We start from the raw sequence: 20137 nt of genomic DNA, 5'->3' as shown, positions 1-20137 counted from the left end.
GGGGTGGATCAGTCGCTCGGGCGGTCGCCCGGGTGCCAGGGGCGGTCGATCTTGTCGGCCGCGACGCCGGGCGCCTTGATGAAGAGGGCCCGGAACGACGCCCGGCCCGTGTTGCGCAGGAAGTGCTCGACGTTCGGCGGGCAGCTGACGAACTCGCCGGCCGCGAGGCGGACGGGCCCCTCGCGGTCGATCCAGAGCTCGGCCTCGCCCTCGACCACGAGGAACGACTCCTCGTGGTGCTCATGCAGGTGGTTGGCGAACTCGTCGCCGGGTCGCAGGACGATCGTGCCGAAGGCGGCGTGCTCGGCCTGGCTCAGGTAGCCGGGGCCCCAGTCGCCGAAGCGGAGCTCGGCGTCGGCGAGGCGGACGGGCCGCACGGGCACATCCGCCCCGCTCATGCCGCCCGCCGTGCTGCCGCGAGCTCGAGGTAGCGCTCGTGCGCCTCGGCGGGGTCGAGGCCGTCGTGCACGACGGCGCGCACGGCCTGGATCATGGCGGCGGGGTCGGCGCTCTGGAAGATGTTGCGGCCCATGTCGACGCCCGCCGCGCCCGCGCGGACGGCGTTCGAAGCCATGGTCAGCGCGTCGAGCTCGGGCAGCTTCTTGCCGCCCGCCATGATGACCGGAACGGGGCATCCCGCGACGACGTCCTCGAAGCCCTCTTCGCAGTAGTAGGTCTTCACGATCTGCGCGCCGAGCTCCGCGATGATGCGGGTCGCGAGGCCGAGGTAGCGCGCGTCGCGCACCAGCTCCTTGCCGACGGCGGTCACGCCGAGCACCGGGATGCCCGCCTCGTAGCCCTCGTCGACGAGCCCGGTGAGATTGCGCACGCTCCGCGACTCGTGCTCGCCGCCGATGAAGACCTGCACGGCCACCGCGTCGGCGCCGATCCGGACCGCGTCGCGCATCGCCATCGCGGGGTACTCGTCGGAGAGGTCCTTCAGAATCGACGGGCCGCCGGACGCCCGCAGCACGAGGCCGGAGCGGGTGGTCGCGGGGAACGAGGTGCGCAGCGCACCGCGCGTGCCCATCAGCGCGTCGGCATAGGGGGCGAGCGGCGCGATGTTCAGGTCGAGTCGCTCGAGCCCCGAGGTGGGGCCCTGGAAGTAGCCGTGGTCGAACGCGAGCATGACCGTGCGGCCCGTCTCGCCCTCGAACACACGGCCGAGGCGGTGCTGCATGCCCCAGTCGTAGGCGGCGGCGCCCTTGATCGCGTGCCCGAAGCTCGCAGCGGGGACGGTGGGGGCGAAGTCCTTCGCGTTGACGTTGCCGTCGAGGTCAGCCATTGGTGTCCTTCTTCTCTCGGTCGGTGGGTCGGGCGGGCCGGTAGTGCAGGCCGCCCGGCGGGGTGAACAGGGGATCGATGCCGGCGGCGCCGGTCGCGCGCACCTGCGCGTCGTACACGGCGAGCCAGCGCCGGTACGCCTCCTCGGAGGCGGCGACGGCGGATGCCTCGGGCGAGAGCCGGCGTTCGCCGCCACCGGCCGGCGGCAGCTCGGCGCCGACCGCGGCGGCCGCGAGCCGGGCCGCGCCGTATGAGGTGGCCTCGGCGACGGTCGAGGTGACGACGGTGCGGTCCGTCGCGTCGGCGATGAGCTGGGGCCAGAGCCGCCCGCCGCTCGAGCCGCCGGCGAAGACGAGCTCGCCGCTGCGGCCGGCCGCTCCCGCCGTGAGCTCGTCGAGGATGGCGAGGTGGGCTCGGACGACCCACGCGGCCGCCTCCTCGACGGAGCGCACGAAGGTGCCGCGGCCGAAGCGCTCGGGGTCGTTGATGTCGAAGCCGACGAACGCCGGCGCCGCGTGGTGCCAGGCGTCGGTCTGCATCGCGTTCGCGAGCACCGCGACGAGGCCGTTCGAGCCCGGCGGGACGGCGGCGGCGAGCTCCTCCATCACGTCGAAGGCGCCCGACGGACCGCGCGCGGCGACCGCGTCGACGAAGAACACGTCGCGGAGCCACCGCATGGCCAGGCCCGAGAGGAAGCTGATGCCCTCGACCATCCAACTGCCCGGCTCGACGTGGCACAGGGTGCGCAGCCGACGCTCGGGGTCGATGACGGGCCGGTCGACGAGCGCGGTCGTCTGCCAGAAGGTGCCGCCGACCACGACGGGCACGCCCGGCACCGCGCCGATGCCGTGCAGCGCGAGCTGCGTGTCGGCCCCGCCGATCACGACGGGGGTGCCCGCCGGCAGGCCGGTGGCGACCGCGGCGTCGGGGGTGACCCGGCCCGCGATCTCGCCGCCCTCGAGCACCGGCGGGAGGATGCGGGGGTCGATGCCGACGAGGCCGGCCAGCTCGGCCGACCAGGAGCGCGCCGACAGATCGAACAGCGCGCTCGAAGAGCCGCACGTCGGATCGGTGGTGAACTCGCCGGTGAGGCGGGTGACGACCCAGTCGCTCAGCATGCCGAAGTGCCGTGCCTCGGCGAGCACTTCGGGCGCCTCCTCGGCGATCCAGCGCAGGCGCGCCGGCGCGGTGATCGACACCCAGTCGCCGCCGAGGGCGAAGATCCGGTCGGCGGCGCCCTCGTCGACGAGGCGCTGCGCCTGCCCGCGGGCCCGCCCATCGGTGTTCGGACACGCCCAGAGCTCGCGGCCGCGACCGTCGTAGAGCACGAAGCCCTCGCGCATGCTCGACGCCGCGACGGCGGCGACCGGGCGGCCGTCCAGGGCGGTGACGACCTCGCGCACGGCCTCGGCGACGAGCGCCCAGTTCGCGGCGGTGTCGAAGGCCGTGCCGCCGGGGTGTCCGGCGACGGCGCGGTGGCTCCATTCGCGTCCGGCCCGGGCGACGACGGCGCCGTCGAGCGCGACGGCGAGCGCGCGGGCCGAGCCGGTGCCGGCGTCGATGGCGAGGACGACCGGGTCGCGGGTCACGACGCCCGCTCCTCGGCGTCGACCGGCTCACGCTGCTCGAGGTGCTCGACCACCCGGTCGACGACCATCCGCGCGCCACGGGCGAGGGTCTCGAACGTCGCCCCGCCGATGTGCGGCGTCAGCTGCACCTGGGGCAGCGCGACGAGTTCGCGCCACGGACCGTCGGGTTCGCAGACGTCCATCGCTGCCGCGCGGAGCTGCCCGCTGCGGAGCGCCGCGAGCAGCGCGGCCTCGTCGACGAGCGATTCGCGGGCGGTGTTCACGAGCACCGCTCCCTCGGGCAGCAGCCCGAGCTGGGTCTCGCCGACGAGGTGCCGGTTGTCGGCGGTCGCGCGGGCGTGGATGCTCAGCACGTCGACCTCGGGGAGGAGCGCCTCGAGGCTCGGCGCGAGCGTCACTCCCTCGACGGCGTCGGCGACGAAGGGATCGTAGGCGGTGACCGTCATGCCGAGCGCCCGGGCACGGGCGGCGACCAGGCGGGCGACGTGCCCGAGGCCGATGAGCCCGAGCCTGGCGCCCCGCAGTTCGCTGCCGAACCAGCGCGCCCCCTCGAAGGCGGACTCGGCGATCGCCCGGCCCTCGGCGGCCGCGGCATCCACGTCCTGCAGCGCCGGCCGCAGGTTGCGGAAGGCGGTGATGATGAACCCGATCGTGAGGTCCGCGACCGCCTCGGCGTTCTTGCCGGGGGTGGTGGCGACGGTGACACCGAGCTCGGCGGCCGCGTCCAGGTCGATGTTCACGGGGCCGCCGCGGGCGCAGCCGATCATCCGCACCGAGGGGTTCTGCTCGAGCACCCGCCGGGTGATGGGCGCGCCGTGCACCACGAGCACCTCGTGCCCGTCGATGAACGCATCGACCTCGGCGGGATCGCCCTCGTACTCGTGGAGCGCGTCGAGCGACCAGCTCGGAGCATCCGTCGGCGTCATCGTGCGGAGCTCGACGGCGTCGACGCGGCCGTCGAGCGCGTCGGCGAAGACCTCGGCCGACATGTAGCTGTCACCGATGACGAGGATTCGGGGCGAAGTGGGCACAGACGTCTCCTGCGGGTGCGTGGGGTCGAGGAACGGGGGCACCGGCGGTGCCGCGACGTTGGGGGAGATTCGGGGGAGTCGGGGGAGTCGGGGATGGTGGCGCTCAGCGCGCGGGATAGGTGCCGGAGGTCGATTTCGCGTCGAGCCCGGCGGCGTTGTGACCGCTGTCGACGGTCACGCGCATGCGGTCGGTGCGGACCGACGCCCGCGAGAAGTCGATCGGTTCGTCGTTCTGGTCGTACGCGACCGCTTCGACGACGACGATCGGATGCCCCTCCTCGATCTCGAGCAATCGGGCGAGCGCCCGGTCGGCCGAGTGGGCTTCGATGGTGCGGTGCATCCGGGTGATCCGGGTGCCCAGCACCTGCTCGGCCGCGACGTAGAGGCTGGCCCGCGGATCGCGCAGGCTCGGCAGGACCGCGGCGAAGCGCTTCGGCATGTAGTTCACGACGTGCACGGCCGTGAGGGTGCCGACCGCGCGGGTGCGTTCGAGCACGAAGCCGTGCCCGTCGCCTTTGAAGACCGCCGCGGCCCACGGCGGCAGCACGTCGACGCCGGAGCGCAGCACCGTCGAGGTGAGGGCGCTGCGGTCGCCGTCGGCGAGCTGGCCGAGCAGGCTCGGTGCGCTCTCCAGGGTCCAGGACGACGGCGCCTGCGTGGTGTCGACGAAGGCGCCGCGGCCCTGCTGGCGGGAAATGATGCCCGACTTCTCGAGTCGCGCGAGCGCTTCCCGGATCGTCGTCCGCGACACCCGGTAGTGCTCCCGCAGCTCGTGCTCGCTGGGCAGCTTGCTGCCGTGCGACCACACGCCCGTCGAGATCCCGGACTCGATGCTCCGGAGGACCTGGAACCACATCGGTGACTCCGAGCTCCGGTCGAGCGCCGGGAGCGTCTCGAGCGCGTCTGCGTTGGTCATGTTCCGCCTTCTTCGGTGGGGTGCCTCAATCCTCACCGGGCGCACTTGTACCGGACCAGAGACAAGTTCGCGACGTTACCGTTCTGTGACACTTCGCTGAAATCGCAGATCAGCCCGATTTCTCGAACGGATGCCTCGGAGCGCCGCTCACCGCTCGGCGCGATCTGTCCGCTCTGACCGGACAAGTCGCCGCCACCGGGCGGCCTGCGGCGGCTCCACTACCGGCACCGACCCCGTCACGACCGCGTCGACCGTCATCGAGCCGTCGACGGGCCCGACGACCGGGATCGGCGTGGTGGGCGTCGCGGTGCGGGGTTCGACCGGCATCCGCCCGAGCCGGCGATGCTCGCGCGCGTACGCCGGGATCAGCAGCACGACCGCGCCGATCCACGCGAGCGGGTTGCTCCAGACCACCCCGACGAAGCCGAACGCGGCGCCGAGCACGATTGCGGCGCCCACCCGCATGACGAGCTCGATCACGCCCGTCGCGGTCGGGATCATCGTGTGCCCGAGTCCCTGCAGCGCCCCGCGCAGCACGAAGAGCACCGCCAACGAGGCGTAGGTGTAGCCGTCCACCTCGAGCATGAGTGCGGCGTCGGCCACGACGCCGTCGGACCCCTCCCCGACGAAGAGCCGCACGAGCTGCTCGCCGAAGAGGATGAACGGCACCCCGATCGCGACGGCCGTGCCGATCGCCAGCCAGGTGGCCTGCACGACGCCACGGCGGATCCGGTCGGGCCGGTGCCCGCCGAGGTTCTGCGCCGTGTACATCGAGGAGGCGAGGCCGAGCGAGGCGAGGAAGGCGACGGCGAGCGAGTCGACGCGCGACGCCGTCGTGTACGCGGCGACCGCGTCGGCGCCGAGCTCGTTCAGCGCGACCTGCACGGTGAGCGTGCCGATCGCGATGATCGAGGCCTGGAACCCCATCGGCAGCCCGACGCGCAGGTGCTCCAGCACCTCGGCGCGCGAGACGCGCCAGTCCGCGCGGCGCACGTGCAGCGCCGGCACCCGGCGGCGCACGAACTCGAGGCACAGCCCGACCGAGACGGCCTGCGCCACCACCGTCGCGAACGCGGCGCCGCCGACGCCCCAGCCGAGCACGCCGACCATGAGCACGACGAGCCCCACGTTCAGCAGGCACGAGAGGGTGAGGAACACGAGCGGTGTACGCGAGTCACCGATGGCGCGGATGATCGCCGAGAGGTAGTTGAAGAACATCACGGCGGATGCCCCGAGGAAGCTGATCTGCGTGAACGCGGTCGCCTCCGGCAAGAGCTCGGGGGGTGTCTGCAGCAGCTGCAGGGCCGGGCCCGCGATGAGCGGAGCGCCCGCCGTGAGCAGCACGCTCATCGCGCCGGTGAGCAGCGTGCCGGTCGCGACCGAGCGGCGCACCCGTTCGGCGTCACGCGCGCCGTACGCCTGGGCGGTGGGGATGGCGAAGCCGCTCGTCACGCCCCACGCGAAGCCCAGCAGCAGGAAGAGCAGCGGCCCCGTCGCACCGACGGCCGCGAGGGAGGCGATGCCGAGGTGCCGCCCGACGACGATCGCGTCGGCGACCTGGTACAGCTGCTGCACGACATTGCCGAGGAGCAGCGGGACGGCGAAGAGCAGGATGACGCGCCAGGGGGCGCCGGTCGTGAGGGTTCTGGCCATGGGGCTCTCGACGGTGGGAGTGGCGGACGGGAAGGGCCGAGCGGATGCGACGCACACCGGCCGAGCCGGCCGCGGCGTCGCTGCGCGCCATCCTATCGAATCGATTCGATGCCTGCGTGCCTCGAACGACGACGTGCCGTTCGCCGAGCGGACCGAAGGACGTCGGCGGCGCTCGGCCGGATCGAGCTGCCCGCTCCCTACATCGGCGCCATGTCGGCGAACTTGGAGAAGTGGCCCTGGAAGGCCACGGTCACCGTTCGGGTGGGACCGTTACGGTGCTTCGCCACGATGAGGTCGGCCTCGCCGGCCCGGGGGCTGTCGCGTTCGTACGCGGACTCGCGGTGCAGCAGGATCACCATGTCGGCATCCTGCTCGATCGAGCCCGACTCGCGCAGGTCGCTGATCGCGGGCATCTTGTCGGCGCGCTGCTCAGGGCCACGGTTCAGCTGCGAGAGCGCGATGACCGGCACCTGCAGCTCCTTGGCGAGCAGCTTCAGTGCACGCGAGAACTCCGAGACCTCCTGCTGGCGGCTCTCGACGCGCTTGCCGCTCGTCATGAGCTGCAGGTAGTCGATGACCACGAGCTTGAGCCCGACGCGCTGCTTGAGCCGGCGGCACTTGGCGCGGATCTCGACGAGCGTCATGTTGGGGGAGTCGTCGATGTAGAGCGGCGAGTCGTTGATGCGGCCGCGCGTGGAGGCGATCGTCGTCCAGTCGCGGGAGTCGACGCTGCCCTTGCGCATGTTCTGCAGCGGCACGTTCGACTCCGCGGAGAGCAGGCGCATCGCGATCTCGCTCTTGCCCATCTCGAGGGAGAAGAAGACGGACGGCAGGCCGTTCGTGATCGACGCCGCGCGCGCGAAGTCGAGCGCGAGCGTCGACTTTCCCATGGCGGGACGGGCGGCGACGACGATCATCTGCCCGGGGTGGAATCCGTTCGTGAGGTCGTCGAGGTCGGTGAAGCCGGTGGGCACGCCGGTCATCTTGCCGTCGGTGTGCTTGGCCGCCTCGATCTCGTCGATCGCGACCGTGACCGCGTCGGAGAGCGGCACGTAGTCCTCGGTCTCGACCGAGCCGGTCACGGAGTAGATCTCTGCCTGCGCGTTGTTGACGAGGTCGACGACCTCGCCCTCGCCGGCGTAGCCCATCTGCACGATGCGGGTGCCGGCCTCGACGAGCCGGCGGAGCAGCGCGCGCTCGGCGACGATCTCGGCGTAGAAGCCGGCGTTCGCCGCGGTGGGCACGAGGCTCGTGAGGGTGTGCAGGTATTCGACGCCGCCCGCGCGCTGCAGCTCGCCCGACTTCGTGAGCTCGTCGGTGACGGCGATGACGTCGGTCGGCTCGCCGTGCGAGTAGAGGGTGAGCACGGCGTTGAAGACGACCTCGTGCTTCGGCACGTAGAAGTCGACGCCGCGGATCGTCTCGATGACGTCGGCGACCGCGTCCTTCGAGAGCATCATGCCGCCGAGCACGCTCTGCTCGGCGAGCAGGTCGTGCGGCGGCGTGCGCTCGCCCCGCGGGGCTGCGCCGTCGTCGACCGGCTCGGCGAGTCCGATGTGAGCGATCGACACGGTGATGACCTCCGATTCGGGGACGGCGGGTGGGCGCAGCGCGACCACGGTTCCGTTGTACTCGGGACCGCCGACATGATCGCGCTGGGCTCCCCCGGCCCACGCGCGCGAGACGATTGCTTCACCATAAGGAAGCACTCATCCACATACAAGCCAGCCTGTGGATAACTCTGGGGACAATCTGGGCGAAACGCCGATCAACATGTGCACTCCACCTGTGGACAACTGTGGAAATCGTGTGAATTACACGAGGTGAATTCTGAGCCGACCTGGGATTTCCACAATCCACACCTGTGGGGGAAAACTTTCTTGAGATTGCACGGATGAGCCTCACTCACCTGTGCACAAACATGTTGAAATCTCCGGAATGGGGGACTTGTGCGAGGGCTCCGCCAGGTGTAGTCCCGGTGAACCATCCGGAAACGACGAAGCGGCGGCACCCCATCGGGTGCCGCCGCTTCGTACGGGTGCGACTACTTGGCCGCGATCACCTGCAGGGTGATCGTCGCGGTCACGTCGTCGTGCAGACGGACGGAGACCTCGTGGTCGCCGACGGTCTTGATCGCGGTCGGGAACTCGACCTTGCGCTTGTCGATCTCGCCCAGGCCGGCAGCGGCCACGGCGTCGGCGACGGCCGAGGTCTTGACCGAGCCGAACAGGCGGCCGCCGAGGCCGGCCTTGACGGTCAGCTTGACCTTGCCGTCCTCGAGCTTCGCCTTGAGGGCCTGCGCGTCCTCGAGGGAGTGCAGCGCGCGAGCGGCACGGGCCGCCTTGATCTGGTCGACCTGCTTCTGGCCACCGCGGGTCCACGGGGTCGCGAAACCCTGCGGGACGAGGTAGTTGCGGGCGTAGCCGTTCTTGACCTCGACGACGTCGCCGGCGGCACCGAGCCCCGAGACCTCGTGCGTGAGGATTACCTTTGCCATTTTCGTGCTCCTTAGCGGCCGGAGCCCGAGTAGGGCAGGAGCGCCATCTCGCGCGCGTTCTTGACGGCGCGGGCGATGAGGCGCTGCTCCTGCACGGAGACACCGGTGATGCGACGGGCACGGATCTTGCCGCGCTCCGAGATGAACTTGCGAAGGGTCGCGACATCCTTGTAGTCGATGACGCCGACCTTGACGGACTTCGCGGGGGCGGCGTTCTTCGCGCCCTTCCGCGGCTTGCGGCGGTCGCCGCTGCTCTTTCCAGCCATGGATCTTTCCTGTCTGAGTGAATACGTTCTGTTGCGCCGGATGCCTCAGCTCGAGGCATCCGATCGCGGGCCCTGCTCCGTTGCGGAGCGCTCGGGCTTAGAAAGGCGTCTCGTCGCCGTAGCTCGTGCCCGGCGTGTTCCAGACGTCGCCGCCGCCCGCGCCGCCGCCGCTGTTGCCCGACTGAGCCGGAGCGGACGGGGCCCACGCGTCGTCGGACTGGCCGCCCCCGAAGGAGCCGCCTCCGCCGACGCCGCGGTTGGACTGCGCACGAGTGACCTGGGCGGTCGCGTACCGGAGCGAGGGGCCGATCTCGTCGACCTCCAACTCGATGGTGGTGCGCTTCTCGCCTTCCTTGGTCTCGTAGGAACGCTGCTTGAGACGCCCGGATGCGATGACCCGGGAACCCTTGGTGAGTGAACCGGCGACGTGCTCGGCGAATTCACGCCAGCAGCTCGCACGCAGGAACAGTGCTTCACCGTCCTTCCACTCGTTCGACTGACGGTCGTACGTGCGGGGAGTGGACGCGATGGTGAAGTTGGCAACCGCGAGTCCGTTCTGCGTGTAACGCAGCTCGGGGTCTGCAGTGAGGTTGCCCACCACGGTGATGACGGTCTCGCCGGCCATGAGGACTAGGCGTCCTTCTTGGCGGCAGCGGCGGCCTTCTTCGCGGCCTTCGCTTCCTGGGCCTTCGCGTACGCGGCGACCTGGGCGATGGCCTCTTCGGCGCGGAGCACCTTGGTGCGCATGACGGCCTCGCTGAGGTTCAGCTGGCGGTCGAGCTCCTTGGTGGTCGCGGGCTCAGCGGTGAAGTCGACGACGGCGTAGATGCCCTCGGCCTTCTTCTTGATCTCGTAGGCCAGCTTGCGACGTCCCCAGATGTCGACCTTGTCGACGGTGCCGCCATCGTTGCGGATGACGTTGAGGAACTTGTCGAGGCTGGGAGCAACGGTGCGCTCGTCGATCTCGGGATCGAGGATGACCATCAGCTCGTACTGGTGCATGACGTACCCACCTCCTTCGGACTCAGCGGCTCCCGAGCGTGTCTCGGGAGCAGGAGGGTGTTCATACTGTGCGTCGTGGAGGCCGCGAACGCGGCACACGGGCAACCTTCACAGTGTAACGGATGCCCCGCCCCTGCGCCATTTGCCCCGTCCGGCCGGACTCAGCCCCCGCGGTCGGCCCACCAGGCGAGCAGGCGCTCGCGCGCGGCATCCTCGCCGATCGGCCCCTCGTCGAGCCGCAGCTCCAGCAGGAACCGGTACGCCTCGCCGACCTCGCGACCGGGGCGGATGCCGAGCGCCGCCATGATCTGCTCCCCGTCGAGCTCGGGCCGCACCGCGGCGAGCTCCTCCTCCTCGGCGAGCTCGGCGATGCGCTGCTCCAGATCGTCGTAGGCGAAGGCGAGCATGTCGGCCTTGCGCTTGTTCCGCGTCGTCACGTCGGCCCGGGAGAGGATGTGCAGCCGCTCGAGCTGCTCCGGCGAGCCGGCGTCGCGCACGTAGCGCCGCACCGCCGAGTCGCTCCACGCCCCGTCGGTGTAGCCGAAGAAGCGCAGGTGCAGCTCGATCAGCCGCGCCACGGCCGCGATCGTGTCGTTGTCGTAGCGCAGCTCCCGCAGCCGCTTCTTCGCGAGCTTCGCGCCGACGACGTCGTGGTGGTAGAAGCTGACCGCGCCCCCGGGCTCGAGCCGCCGGGTCGCCGGCTTGCCGATGTCGTGCAGGAGCGCGGCAAGGCGCACCACGAGGTCGGGGGAGTCGAGCTTTCCCCGCGCACGCTCGTAGTCGATGGCCTGGTCGAGCACCTTCAGGCTGTGCTCGTAGACGTCCTTGTGCCGGTGGTGCTCGTCCCGCTCGAGACGGAGGGCGGGCAGCTCGGGCAGCACCCGCTGCGCGAGCCCGGAGTCGACGAGGATGCGCAGGCCGGGCACCGGACGATCGGCGAGCAGAAGCTTCGACAGCTCCTCGCGCACGCGTTCGGCCGAGATGCGGTCGATCTCCGGTGCGAGCTCCTCGAGCGCGGCGAGCGTGCCGTCCTCCACCTCGAAGCCGAGCTGGGCGGCGAAGCGCGCCGCCCGCATCATGCGCAGCGGGTCGTCGCCGAACGAGGTCTGCGGGGCGGAGGGCGTGCGGAGCACCCGCGCGATCAGATCCTCCACGCCGCCAGAGGGGTCCACGAGCTCGATCTTCGGCAGTCGCAGCGCCAGCGAGTTCACGGTGAAGTCACGACGCACGAGGTCGCCCTCGAGCGAGTCGCCGAACACCACGTCCGGCTTGCGCGACTTCCCGTCGTAGCTGTCGGCGCGGTAGGTGGTGATCTCGACGGTCTCGCCGGCGACACGGGCGCCGATGGTGCCGAAGTCCCGGCCGATGTCCCAGTGCGCGTCGGAGATCGGCTTCACGATCTCGAGGATCTGCTCGGGCGTCGCGTCGGTCGTGAAGTCGAGGTCGTGCACCGGGCGGCCGAGGAAGGCGTCGCGCACCGGACCGCCGACCAGGGCGAGTTCATGCCCCGCGCGGTCGAATGCGGCGGAGAGGGTCGACACGGTCGTCGACGCGGCCAGCTCGCCGAGTCGATCGAGGGCCTCGGCCACGCTCTGCATGCCGACCATCGTACGCAACGCGGGTGGTGCGGTGACCGGAGGCGGATGCCCCGAGCCCTCCTCGACGCCCACGATCCACCCCGCGTCACACCGTAGAATCTCGTGCATGGTGGCCGAGTCGAATCCTGCGCGTCGACTCCGCCGACTCCTCGACCGGGCCACCGCCACGCCCCGTCGTCGCGCCGTCGTCGCGGGCCTCATCGGCGCGGTCGCCCTCAGTTCGATCGGCGCCGCGGTGCCGATCGCCGCGGCCGTCCAGGGTGCGCCGCCGGCGGCGCTCGCAGCGGACGCGGTCGAGCACGCCACCGAACCGCTCGCGGCCGCGGCGAGCGACACGGGCACCGTCTCCCTCCACCTCGCCCCGGCCGGGGCCTTCGTGCTGGACCCGTCCGCCGCGACGACGATCGGCGTGGAGATCGTGAACGGCTCGACCGAGCTGCTCAGCCAGGGGGTGGTTCGGTTGAGCGTCGCCGACGACGCCCCCGACGATGCCGCCGCCCTCGATGCGTGGCTCGGCGACTCCGACGCGACCGCGAGTGCCGTCGGCGAGGCTCAGGCGCCCGGCGTCGTCAGCGGCGGCACGAGCCAGGTGCTGGTGAGCATTCCGGCCGGCAAGCTCGACGCTTCGGCGGCGGTGACCGGCCTGCGCGCAGAGCTCCTCGTGGACGGCGTCGTCGTCGCAACGAACGATGCCGCCTTCCCCTCGCCCCGCGCCGCCTCCGCGGGCGCCCCGGGCCTCGCGCTCGCGTATCCCCTGACCGTGCCCGACGACACCACCGGGCTCATCGACGCCGAGCAGCTCGAGGCGTGGACCGCGCCCGACGGACTGCTCACCCGCCAGCTCGACGCCGTCGCCGACCGCTCGGTCGCGATCGGCGTCGACCCGCGCATCATCGCCTCCGTGCGGGTGCTCGGCTCCCGCGCGCCGGAGTCGGCGACCGCGTGGCTCGAGCGACTGGGCACGGTCGGCAACGTCGTGTTCCCGCTCGCCTACGCGGATGCCGATCTGGCGGTGCAGTCGCAGCTCGGGCTCCCCGGCCCCCTGAAGTCGGAGTCCTTCGCCGATGTGCTCGACCCGGCCGACTTCCTGGACGGCATGCCCGGCGTTCCGGCCACGCCACCGACGCAGGCGCCCGCGTCCGGCCCGGCGAGCCTCGACGACCGCACGCTGACGCAGAAGTCGACCCCGACCCCCACCCCGACGCCGACGCCGGGCGACGTCGACGGCGACGGCTCCGTCGACGAGGTGCCGACCACCGAGCAGCTGTTGTCCTGGCCGTACACCCGCGCGGACATCGCCTGGCCCGCCGACGACACGGTCGCGGCGGGCGATCTCGCGTGGCTGGCGGCCGGCGGGCTCACGACGAGCCTGCTCTCGCCCGGCAACGTCGAGGCCCCGGCGCCCGCGGTCGACGAAGAGGGCGACGAGGAGGATCCGGTCTCGACCGCGCCCGGCAATGCGGCGAGCTCGATCGACGGTGGCACGGCGGTCGTCGCGGACGTCCGGCTGACCGCGGCGCTGCGGGCCGCCGCCGGCGCGACGAGCGATGCGGAGTGGCGCGAGGCGATGGGCCGGCTGGCGGCCGAGCTCGCCGGCTACGCCGCGGAGGATGCCTCGGCGAGCTCCCTGCTCGCGAGCTTCGCGCGCGGGGGCGGCAGCGCGGCGGACCGGGTCGAGGCGACCCTGCAGGCGCTCGCGACGCTCGCCTGGGCCCGACCGGCCAGCCTGTCCGACGCGATCGGCGCCCCTCCGGTCGCGCGGACGTTGGCGAACTCGCCCGAGGCGGAGGAGCGCCGGGCGACCGTGCAGCGGCTCATCGACTCCGAGGCGCAGACGGTGTCGTTCGCGACGGCGCTCATCGACCCCTCGCAGCTGGCGGATCCCACCCGCCGCGATCTCCTCGCCCTGCTCGACGCCGGCTGGATCCGCACGCCGACCGACTGGCAGTCGGCCGCGAACGAGTGGCTCACCGCGCAGGTGCGGACCCGAGCGGGCATCTCGGTCGTCCCCTCGAGCACGATCAACGTGATCTCGCGGGAGTCCGGCGTCCCCGCCACCATCGAGAACACGCTGCCGTATTCGGTGACGCTCGAGGTGGACGTCGCCCCGTCCAACGGCCGTCTGATCGTCGAGGGCCGGCAGAAGGTCACCGTCGAGCCGGAGTCGCGGGCGAGCGTCGTCGTCCCCGTCGCCGCGGGCGTCGGCAGCGGCGACGTCATCCTCACGGTGTCCCTCTACTCGACCGAGGGCGTCGAGATCGGCTCGCCGACCTACCTGTCGGCGAACGTGCAGGCGGACTGGGAGGGCGTCGGCGCCGCTGTGCTCGCGACGATCGTCGTGCTGTTCTTCGGCATCGGCATCTGGCGCAACATCCATCGCCGCCGCAAGGCCCGCGCCGCCGAGGCCGAGGCCTCCGCGACCGATCCGGAGCCGAGCGAGACCCCGGAGCCGAGCGAGACTCCGGAGCCGAGCGAGACCCCGGAGCCGAGCGACACCCCGGAACCCGGCGCCCCGGCGCAGAAGGACGAGGACCCACGCGATGAGTGACGACCGCATCGGCCGCGCGAGCCTCTTCCTCGCCTCCGGCACGGTGGTGTCGCGGATCCTCGGGTTCGTGAAGGCCGCCATGCTGGCGAGCGCCATCGGCGTCACGGGCGCGAGCGCGGACGCCTTCACGGTCGCGAACCAGCTGCCGAACACCGTGTACGTCGTGGTCGCGGGCGGCGTGCTGAGCGCCGTGCTCGTGCCGCAGATCGTGCGCGCCGGGCTGCACGCGGACGGTGGCCGCGCCTACATCAACCGGCTGCTCACGCTCGCACTCGTCGTCCTCGTCGGCATCACCGTGCTCGCGACGCTCGCGGCGCCGCTGCTCGCCTGGCTGTACGGCATCAGGTTCGATCAGTCGACTCGCGACCTCGCGACGCTGTTCGCCTACTGGTGCCTGCCGCAGATCTTCTTCTACGGCTTGTACACGCTGCTCGGCGAGGTGCTGAACGCTCGGCGCAGCTTCGGTCCCTTCACCTGGGTGCCGGTACTCAACAATCTCGTCGCGATCACCGGGCTCGTCATCTACATCGCGGTGTGGGGAAGCGACCCCGACGGCCTGCGCTCAGCCGGTGAATGGGATCCGGCGATGATCGCCGTGCTCGCCGGCTCCGCCTCGCTCGGCATCGCGGTGCAGGCCGTGGTGCTGTTCTGGTTCTGGCGCCGGATCGGGCTGCGCTACCGGCCGGACTTCCGCTGGCGCGGGGTCGGCCTCGGCGACGCCGGCCGGATGGCGAGCTGGACCTTCGGCATGCTGCTGCTCACGACCTTCGCCGGACTCGTCGAGACGAACGTCGTCGCCGGTGCATCCGGTCCTGGTTCGGCGTCCGTCGCCGCGCTCAGCAACGCCTGGCTGTTGTTCATGCTGCCGCACTCCGTCATCACCGTGTCGATCGCGACGGCCTACTTCACGCGGATGAGCGAGCACGCCTCCATCGGCGACCTCGACCGGGTGCGCGCCGACTTCTCGAGCGCGACGCGCGGGGTCGGCCTCATCATCGTGCTCGCCTCGGTCGTGCTCGTGATGTGCAGCTACCCCTTCGCCACGGCGTTCGTCAGCGGCGCGTCGTTCGACACGAAACTCGTCTTCGGCAACGTGGTCCTCGCCTACATGGTCGGGCTGCTCCCGTTCAGCATGCTCTTCATCGTGCAGCGCACGTTCTACTCGCTCGGCGACACGAAGACGCCCTTCTTCTTTACCCTGTTCCAGGTCGTGCTCTTCTCGGGCGGCGCGCTGCTGCTGCTGAACGTGCTCCCCGAGTTCATCGCGATCGGTATCGCCCTGCTCACCTCGCTCGCGTGCGTCGCGCAGGTCGCCCTCGCCGCGATCCTGCTGCGGCGACGGCTCGGCACCATCGACGGCTGGCACATCACCTCGAGCTTCGTGCGGTACGCGATCGGCGCGGTGCCCGCCGTCATCGTCGGCTTCGTCACCCTCGTGCTGCTCGGGGGCATCTCCGAGGACGGCTTCGCGATGTCCGGCCTCTTCCCCGCGGTGCTCTCGATGGCCGTCATCGGCGTCGTCATGTCGCTCGCGTACCTCGGCACGCTCTGGCTCATCCGCACCCCGGAGCTGCGCGGCTTCGCGGAGCCGGTGCTCCGTCGCCTCCGCCGAGGCTGAGCACCCGCTGCATCCGCCGCTCGTCGCCTCGTGGGCGGAATACCCGCCGCCTAGACTGTGTTGACCACGTCGTGACATCCGATTCCGTCGGATGCCGCTTTCACCGACAGCACTCGAGGGAGCGCCCCTTGCGCGACATCATCATCATCGGGTCCGGCCCGGCCGGGTTCACCGCCGCCATCTACGCCGCGCGCGCCGAGCTCAAACCGCTGCTCATCGCGAGCTCCGTCGAGATCGGCGGCGAGCTCATGAACACGACCGAGGTCGAGAACTTCCCCGGCTTCCCCGAGGCCGTGATGGGCCCCGACCTCATGACCAAGATGCAGGAGCAGGCCGAGAAGTTCGGCACCGAGATCGTCTACGACGATGTCGTGGAGCTCGACCTCGACGGCCCGGTCAAGCGCGTGAAGCTCGGCAACGGCGGCGTCGAAGAGGCGCGCGCCATCGTCTACGCGACGGGCTCGGCCTACCGCAAGCTCGGCCTGCCCGAGGAGGCGACCCTGTCGGGTCACGGCCTCTCCTGGTGCGCGACGTGCGACGGCTTCTTCTTCCGCCAGAAGACCATCGCGGTCGTCGGCGGCGGCGACTCGGCGATGGAGGAGGCGACGTTCCTCACCCGCTTCGCCGACAAGGTCTACGTGATCCACCGCCGCGACTCGCTCAAGGCGTCGAAGATCATGCAGCAGCGCGCCTTCGACAACGAGAAGATCGAGTTCATCTGGAACGCCGAGATCGCGGCCATCCACGGCACCGAGGCGGTCTCGGGCGTGAGCCTGCGCGATACGGTCACCGGCGAGCTCCGCGCACTCGACCTCGACGGGCTCTTCGTCGCGATCGGCAACGACCCGCGCACGCACCTCGTGCACGGCAAGCTCGAGCTGACCGCCGAGGGCACGATCGCGGTCGACGGCCGCTCCTCGCGCACCTCGGTGCCGGGCGTGTTCGCCGCCGGCGACGTGATCGACCCCCACTACCGCCAGGCCGTCACGGCCGCCGGCTCGGGCACCGTCGCGGCGCTCGACGCCGAACACTACCTCGCGGCACTCGACGACGCGGCGGGCGAGCCCGTCCAGGCGGCGCAGCTCGCCGCTGTCGCCGAGTAGCGACACCGGTTCATCCGGTTTCCGCGTTGTTCGCGGTTTCACCAGGCGTTTCACCGAAGGAGAGAATGCAATGTCCGCACGTGCAGTGACCGAGGCCACCTTCCAGGCCGAGGTGCTCGAGAACGACAAGCCCGTCATCGTCGACTTCTGGGCCGAATGGTGCGGCCCGTGCCGCGCGGTCAGCCCGATCCTCGACCAGATTGCGACCGAGCACGCCGACAAGATCGACATCGTCAAGCTCAACGTCGACGAGAACCCGCAGCTCGCCATGAAGTACCAGATCACCGCCATCCCGGCGTTCAAGGTCTTCAAGCAGGGCGAGGTCGTGCAGAGCTTCGTCGGCGCCAAGCCCAAGCCGGCCCTCGAGGCCGACCTCGCCGCCTACATCCAGTAGCCGGCATCCTCGTACGACCCAAGGACCCGCCCGGCACCGCCGGGCGGGTCCTTCGCGTTCCCCCGCCCGCCCGCCCGCCCGCACACAACTCAGGAACATCTGGCAGTTATGCATGACGAGGCATCCGGGCTTCCGCGAGATTCCGGGCGTCTCGACCGAGGCGTTCCTGAGTTCTCCACGGCGACCGAGCGTGTCACGAGGTCTTCGAGCCCACCCACCGATGACTAGCATGAGAACCCTGAACAGAACGGATGGCACGTGAGCACTGACGGCGTCCCCGAGCGGACTGGCAACAATCTCGACCCCTGGTACGCGAACTACGCCGAGCGAGCCGCCGGCTTCGCCGCCTCCGAGGTTCGAGCTCTGTTCGCCGTCGCGTCGCGGCCCGAAGTGGTCTCGCTCGCCGGCGGCATGCCGTTCGTCTCGGCGCTCCCGCAGGACCTCATCACCACGTCGATGGACCGCGTCATGCGCGAGCAGGGCCCGACCGCGCTGCAGTACGGCGGGGGAGCGGGCATTCCGGCGCTTCGCGAGCACATCCTCGACGTCATGTCGCTCGAGGGCATCCGCGGCGCCTCGGTCGACGACGTCGTGACCTCGACGGGCTCGCAGCAGGCGCTCGACTTCGTCGCGAAACTCTTCCTCGATCCCGGCGACGTCGTGCTCGCCGAGGCGCCCTCCTATGTGGGCGCGCTGGGTGTCTTCCGCTCCTACCAGGCCTCGGTCGTGCACGTCGCGACCGACGACGACGGGCTCATCCCCGAGGCGTTGCGCGAGACGATCGGCTTCCTCCGCAGCCAGGGCCGGCGGATCAAGTTCCTCTACACGATCCCGAACTTCCACAACCCGGCCGGAGTCACGCTCTCGGCCGAGCGTCGCCCGGAGATCCTCGAGATCTGCCGCCAGAACGAGATCCTCGTGCTCGAGGACAACCCCTACGGGCTGCTGCACTTCGACGAGCCTGCTCCCAACGCCCTGCGCTCGATGGATCCCGAGGGCGTCATCTACCTCGGCTCCTTCTCGAAGACGCTCGCCCCCGGGTTCCGCGTCGGCTGGGCGCTCGCCCCGCACGCCATCCGCGAGAAGCTCATCCTGGCCGCCGAGTCCGCCGTGCTCTCGCCCTCGTCCTTCAGTCAGCTCGTCGTCGCGGAGTACTTGTCGACGGTCGACTGGCGCGGGCAGATCGACACCTTCCGCGGCGTCTACCGCGAGCGGAAGGACGCGATGATCGAGGCGTTGGGGGAGTACCTGCCGCAGCTGCGCTGGACGAACCCGAACGGCGGCTTCTACGTCTGGGTCACGATGCCCGACGTGCTCGACTCGAAGCAGATGCTCCCCCGCGCGGTGCGCGAACTCGTCGCCTACACGCCCGGCACCGCGTTCTTCGCCGACGGGCGAGGACGGCACGCGATGCGCCTGTCGTACTGCTATCCGACGCCCGAGGCGATCCGCCTCGGCATCCGTCGACTCGCGACCGTCATCAATGGCGAACTCGACCTGCTCGACACCTTCGCCGGCACCGGCACGCTGCAGCTGCCGGCGAAGCCGGGGATCGAGTCGGCCCCGCCGAGCGACCTCAAATAGCCCGCAACCCTGTCATCCGGTTACATCACGGCCGACGCAGCGAACAGCCAGACTTGAACGGAGAAACCCCAGATCATGAGCGAATCCGGAGCACTGACCGTGGTCGTCCTCGCCGGCGGCATCTCCCACGAGCGCGATGTCTCGCTGCGCTCGGGCCGACGCGTCGCCGACGCGCTGACGGCCGCCGGTCACCGCGTCGTGCTGCGCGATCCGGATGCCTCGCTGCTCCCGTACCTCGCGGAGCACCGGCCCGATGCCGTGTTCCCCGCACTGCACGGATCGAGCGGGGAGGATGGCGCGCTCCTCGAGCTGCTCGCCGCGCTCGGCGTTCCGACCGTCGGGTCCACGGCGGAGGCGGCACGGCTCGCCTGGTCGAAGCCCGCCGCGAGTTCGATCGTGCAGGCGGCGGGTCTCCCGGTGCCCGAGTCGATCGTGCTCTCCCACGAGTCGTTCCGCGAGCTCGGAGCGGCGAGCGTGCTCGAGGTCGTCCGGCAGGCGCTGCCCGGCGAACTCGTGGTGAAGCCCGCTTCGGGCGGCTCGGCGCAGGGCGTCACCGTCGTGATCGACGCCGAGGCCCTGCCGCGGGCCATGGTCGAGGCGTTCACCTACGCGGACGTCGCGATCGTCGAACAGCGCGTCGTCGGCACCGAGCTGGCGGTCGCGATCGTCGACACGGGGGAGGGCCCGCGGGCGCTGCCGCCCGTGGAGATCGTGCCCACCGCCGGTGTGTACAGCTTCGATGCTCGGTACAACGCGGGGGAGACGACGTTCTTCGTCCCGGCGCGACTGTCGCCCGAGGTGCTCGGCGAAGTCGAGGCGGTCGCGATCCGTGCGCATCTCGAGCTGGGGCTGCGCGATGTCTCCCGCGTCGATCTGATCGTCGACGCGTCGGGCACGCCCTGGTTCCTCGAGGCGAACGTGCTGCCCGGTCTCACCGAGACCTCGCTCCTCCCGCTCGCTGCCGAGGCCGCCGGGCTCGAGACCCCGCAGCTCTACTCGGAGCTCGTGCGCGCGGCGATCGCTCGCGGCTGAGGTCCGGCCGCACCCGCGCGAT

18 protein-coding genes are annotated in these 20137 nt (G+C 71.0%); 6 read left to right on the top strand and 12 right to left on the bottom strand.

Features of this window, described 5'->3' with window-relative positions; all coding sequences use genetic code 11:
- Window positions 1-8 precede the first annotated feature (8 nt).
- The 12 genes from MTP13_RS04790 to MTP13_RS04735 all read right to left on the bottom strand — a co-directional run bounded on the left by MTP13_RS04790 (window position 9) and on the right by MTP13_RS04735 (window position 11836).
- The gene (locus MTP13_RS04790) at window positions 9-398 is read right to left on the bottom strand and encodes a cupin domain-containing protein (protein WP_243569956.1); all 390 of its coding nucleotides are present in this window, start codon (window positions 396-398) and stop codon (window positions 9-11) included.
- Window positions 395-1285 carry a 3-hydroxy-5-phosphonooxypentane-2,4-dione thiolase gene (gene lsrF, locus MTP13_RS04785; RefSeq protein ID WP_243569955.1) on the bottom strand — a complete coding sequence of 297 codons (891 nt, stop codon included), beginning with the start codon at window positions 1283-1285 and terminating at the stop codon, window positions 395-397. Before lsrF ends, MTP13_RS04790 begins: the two co-directional genes overlap by 4 nt.
- Window positions 1278-2873 carry an FGGY family carbohydrate kinase gene (locus tag MTP13_RS04780; RefSeq protein WP_243569954.1) on the bottom strand — a complete coding sequence of 532 codons (1596 nt, stop codon included), beginning with the start codon at window positions 2871-2873 and terminating at the stop codon, window positions 1278-1280. The genes lsrF and MTP13_RS04780 overlap by 8 nt, the downstream gene beginning before the upstream one ends.
- A complete protein-coding gene (locus MTP13_RS04775; protein ID WP_243569953.1) occupies window positions 2870-3904 on the bottom strand; it encodes an NAD(P)-dependent oxidoreductase in 1035 nt (344 codons plus the stop codon). Before MTP13_RS04775 ends, MTP13_RS04780 begins: the two co-directional genes overlap by 4 nt.
- 103 nt (window positions 3905-4007) lie before the next feature.
- Window positions 4008-4820, bottom strand: coding sequence for a GntR family transcriptional regulator (locus MTP13_RS04770; RefSeq protein ID WP_243569952.1), 813 nt, complete (start codon window positions 4818-4820; stop codon window positions 4008-4010).
- A 147-nt stretch (window positions 4821-4967) separates the two neighbouring features.
- Window positions 4968-6473 carry an MATE family efflux transporter gene (locus MTP13_RS04765; RefSeq protein WP_243569951.1) on the bottom strand — a complete coding sequence of 502 codons (1506 nt, stop codon included), beginning with the start codon at window positions 6471-6473 and terminating at the stop codon, window positions 4968-4970.
- Between the two features lie 197 nt (window positions 6474-6670).
- Complete coding sequence (dnaB, locus tag MTP13_RS04760; protein ID WP_243570920.1) at window positions 6671-8044, bottom strand: replicative DNA helicase; 1374 nt, start codon at window positions 8042-8044, stop codon at window positions 6671-6673.
- A gap of 473 nt (window positions 8045-8517) precedes the next feature.
- Window positions 8518-8970 (bottom strand): 50S ribosomal protein L9, encoded by a 453-nt coding sequence (gene rplI / locus MTP13_RS04755; protein ID WP_189083989.1) that lies wholly within the window; start codon window positions 8968-8970, stop codon window positions 8518-8520.
- An 11-nt stretch (window positions 8971-8981) separates the two neighbouring features.
- Complete coding sequence (rpsR, locus tag MTP13_RS04750) at window positions 8982-9236, bottom strand: 30S ribosomal protein S18 (RefSeq protein WP_189083988.1); 255 nt, start codon at window positions 9234-9236, stop codon at window positions 8982-8984.
- Between the two features lie 97 nt (window positions 9237-9333).
- On the bottom strand, window positions 9334-9861 hold the full coding sequence (locus tag MTP13_RS04745; protein ID WP_189083987.1) for a single-stranded DNA-binding protein: 528 nt from the start codon (window positions 9859-9861) through the stop codon (window positions 9334-9336).
- 5 nt (window positions 9862-9866) lie between these two features.
- On the bottom strand, window positions 9867-10238 hold the full coding sequence (rpsF, locus tag MTP13_RS04740; RefSeq protein WP_189083986.1) for a 30S ribosomal protein S6: 372 nt from the start codon (window positions 10236-10238) through the stop codon (window positions 9867-9869).
- A gap of 161 nt (window positions 10239-10399) precedes the next feature.
- On the bottom strand, window positions 10400-11836 hold the full coding sequence (locus MTP13_RS04735; protein ID WP_243569950.1) for a CCA tRNA nucleotidyltransferase: 1437 nt from the start codon (window positions 11834-11836) through the stop codon (window positions 10400-10402).
- Window positions 11837-11942: 106 nt separating this feature from the next.
- Between MTP13_RS04735 and MTP13_RS04730 the strand changes: the two genes are divergently transcribed.
- The 6 genes from MTP13_RS04730 (at window position 11943) to MTP13_RS04705 (ending at window position 20115) form a co-directional block, all read left to right on the top strand.
- Window positions 11943-14384 carry a DUF6049 family protein gene (locus MTP13_RS04730; RefSeq protein WP_243569949.1) on the top strand — a complete coding sequence of 814 codons (2442 nt, stop codon included), beginning with the start codon at window positions 11943-11945 and terminating at the stop codon, window positions 14382-14384.
- Entirely contained in the window at window positions 14377-16002 is a 1626-nt protein-coding gene (gene murJ / locus MTP13_RS04725) for a murein biosynthesis integral membrane protein MurJ (protein ID WP_243569948.1), read from the top strand. Before MTP13_RS04730 ends, murJ begins: the two co-directional genes overlap by 8 nt.
- 128 nt (window positions 16003-16130) lie before the next feature.
- Window positions 16131-17105, top strand: coding sequence for a thioredoxin-disulfide reductase (gene trxB, locus MTP13_RS04720; protein WP_243569947.1), 975 nt, complete (start codon window positions 16131-16133; stop codon window positions 17103-17105).
- 70 nt (window positions 17106-17175) lie between these two features.
- Window positions 17176-17499: a thioredoxin gene (gene trxA / locus MTP13_RS04715; RefSeq protein ID WP_189083981.1), complete on the top strand. Its 324-nt coding sequence runs from the start codon at window positions 17176-17178 to the stop codon at window positions 17497-17499.
- A gap of 258 nt (window positions 17500-17757) precedes the next feature.
- A complete protein-coding gene (locus tag MTP13_RS04710) occupies window positions 17758-19083 on the top strand; it encodes an aminotransferase-like domain-containing protein (protein ID WP_243569946.1) in 1326 nt (441 codons plus the stop codon).
- Between the two features lie 75 nt (window positions 19084-19158).
- Window positions 19159-20115: a D-alanine--D-alanine ligase family protein gene (locus MTP13_RS04705; RefSeq protein ID WP_243569945.1), complete on the top strand. Its 957-nt coding sequence runs from the start codon at window positions 19159-19161 to the stop codon at window positions 20113-20115.
- Window positions 20116-20137: the final 22 nt, after the last annotated feature.

The sequence above is a fragment of the Agromyces soli genome, assembly GCF_022811605.1.
Classification (GTDB): Bacteria; Actinomycetota; Actinomycetes; order Actinomycetales; family Microbacteriaceae; genus Agromyces; species Agromyces soli.
This window is presented reverse-complemented; position numbering and strand designations above follow the sequence as displayed.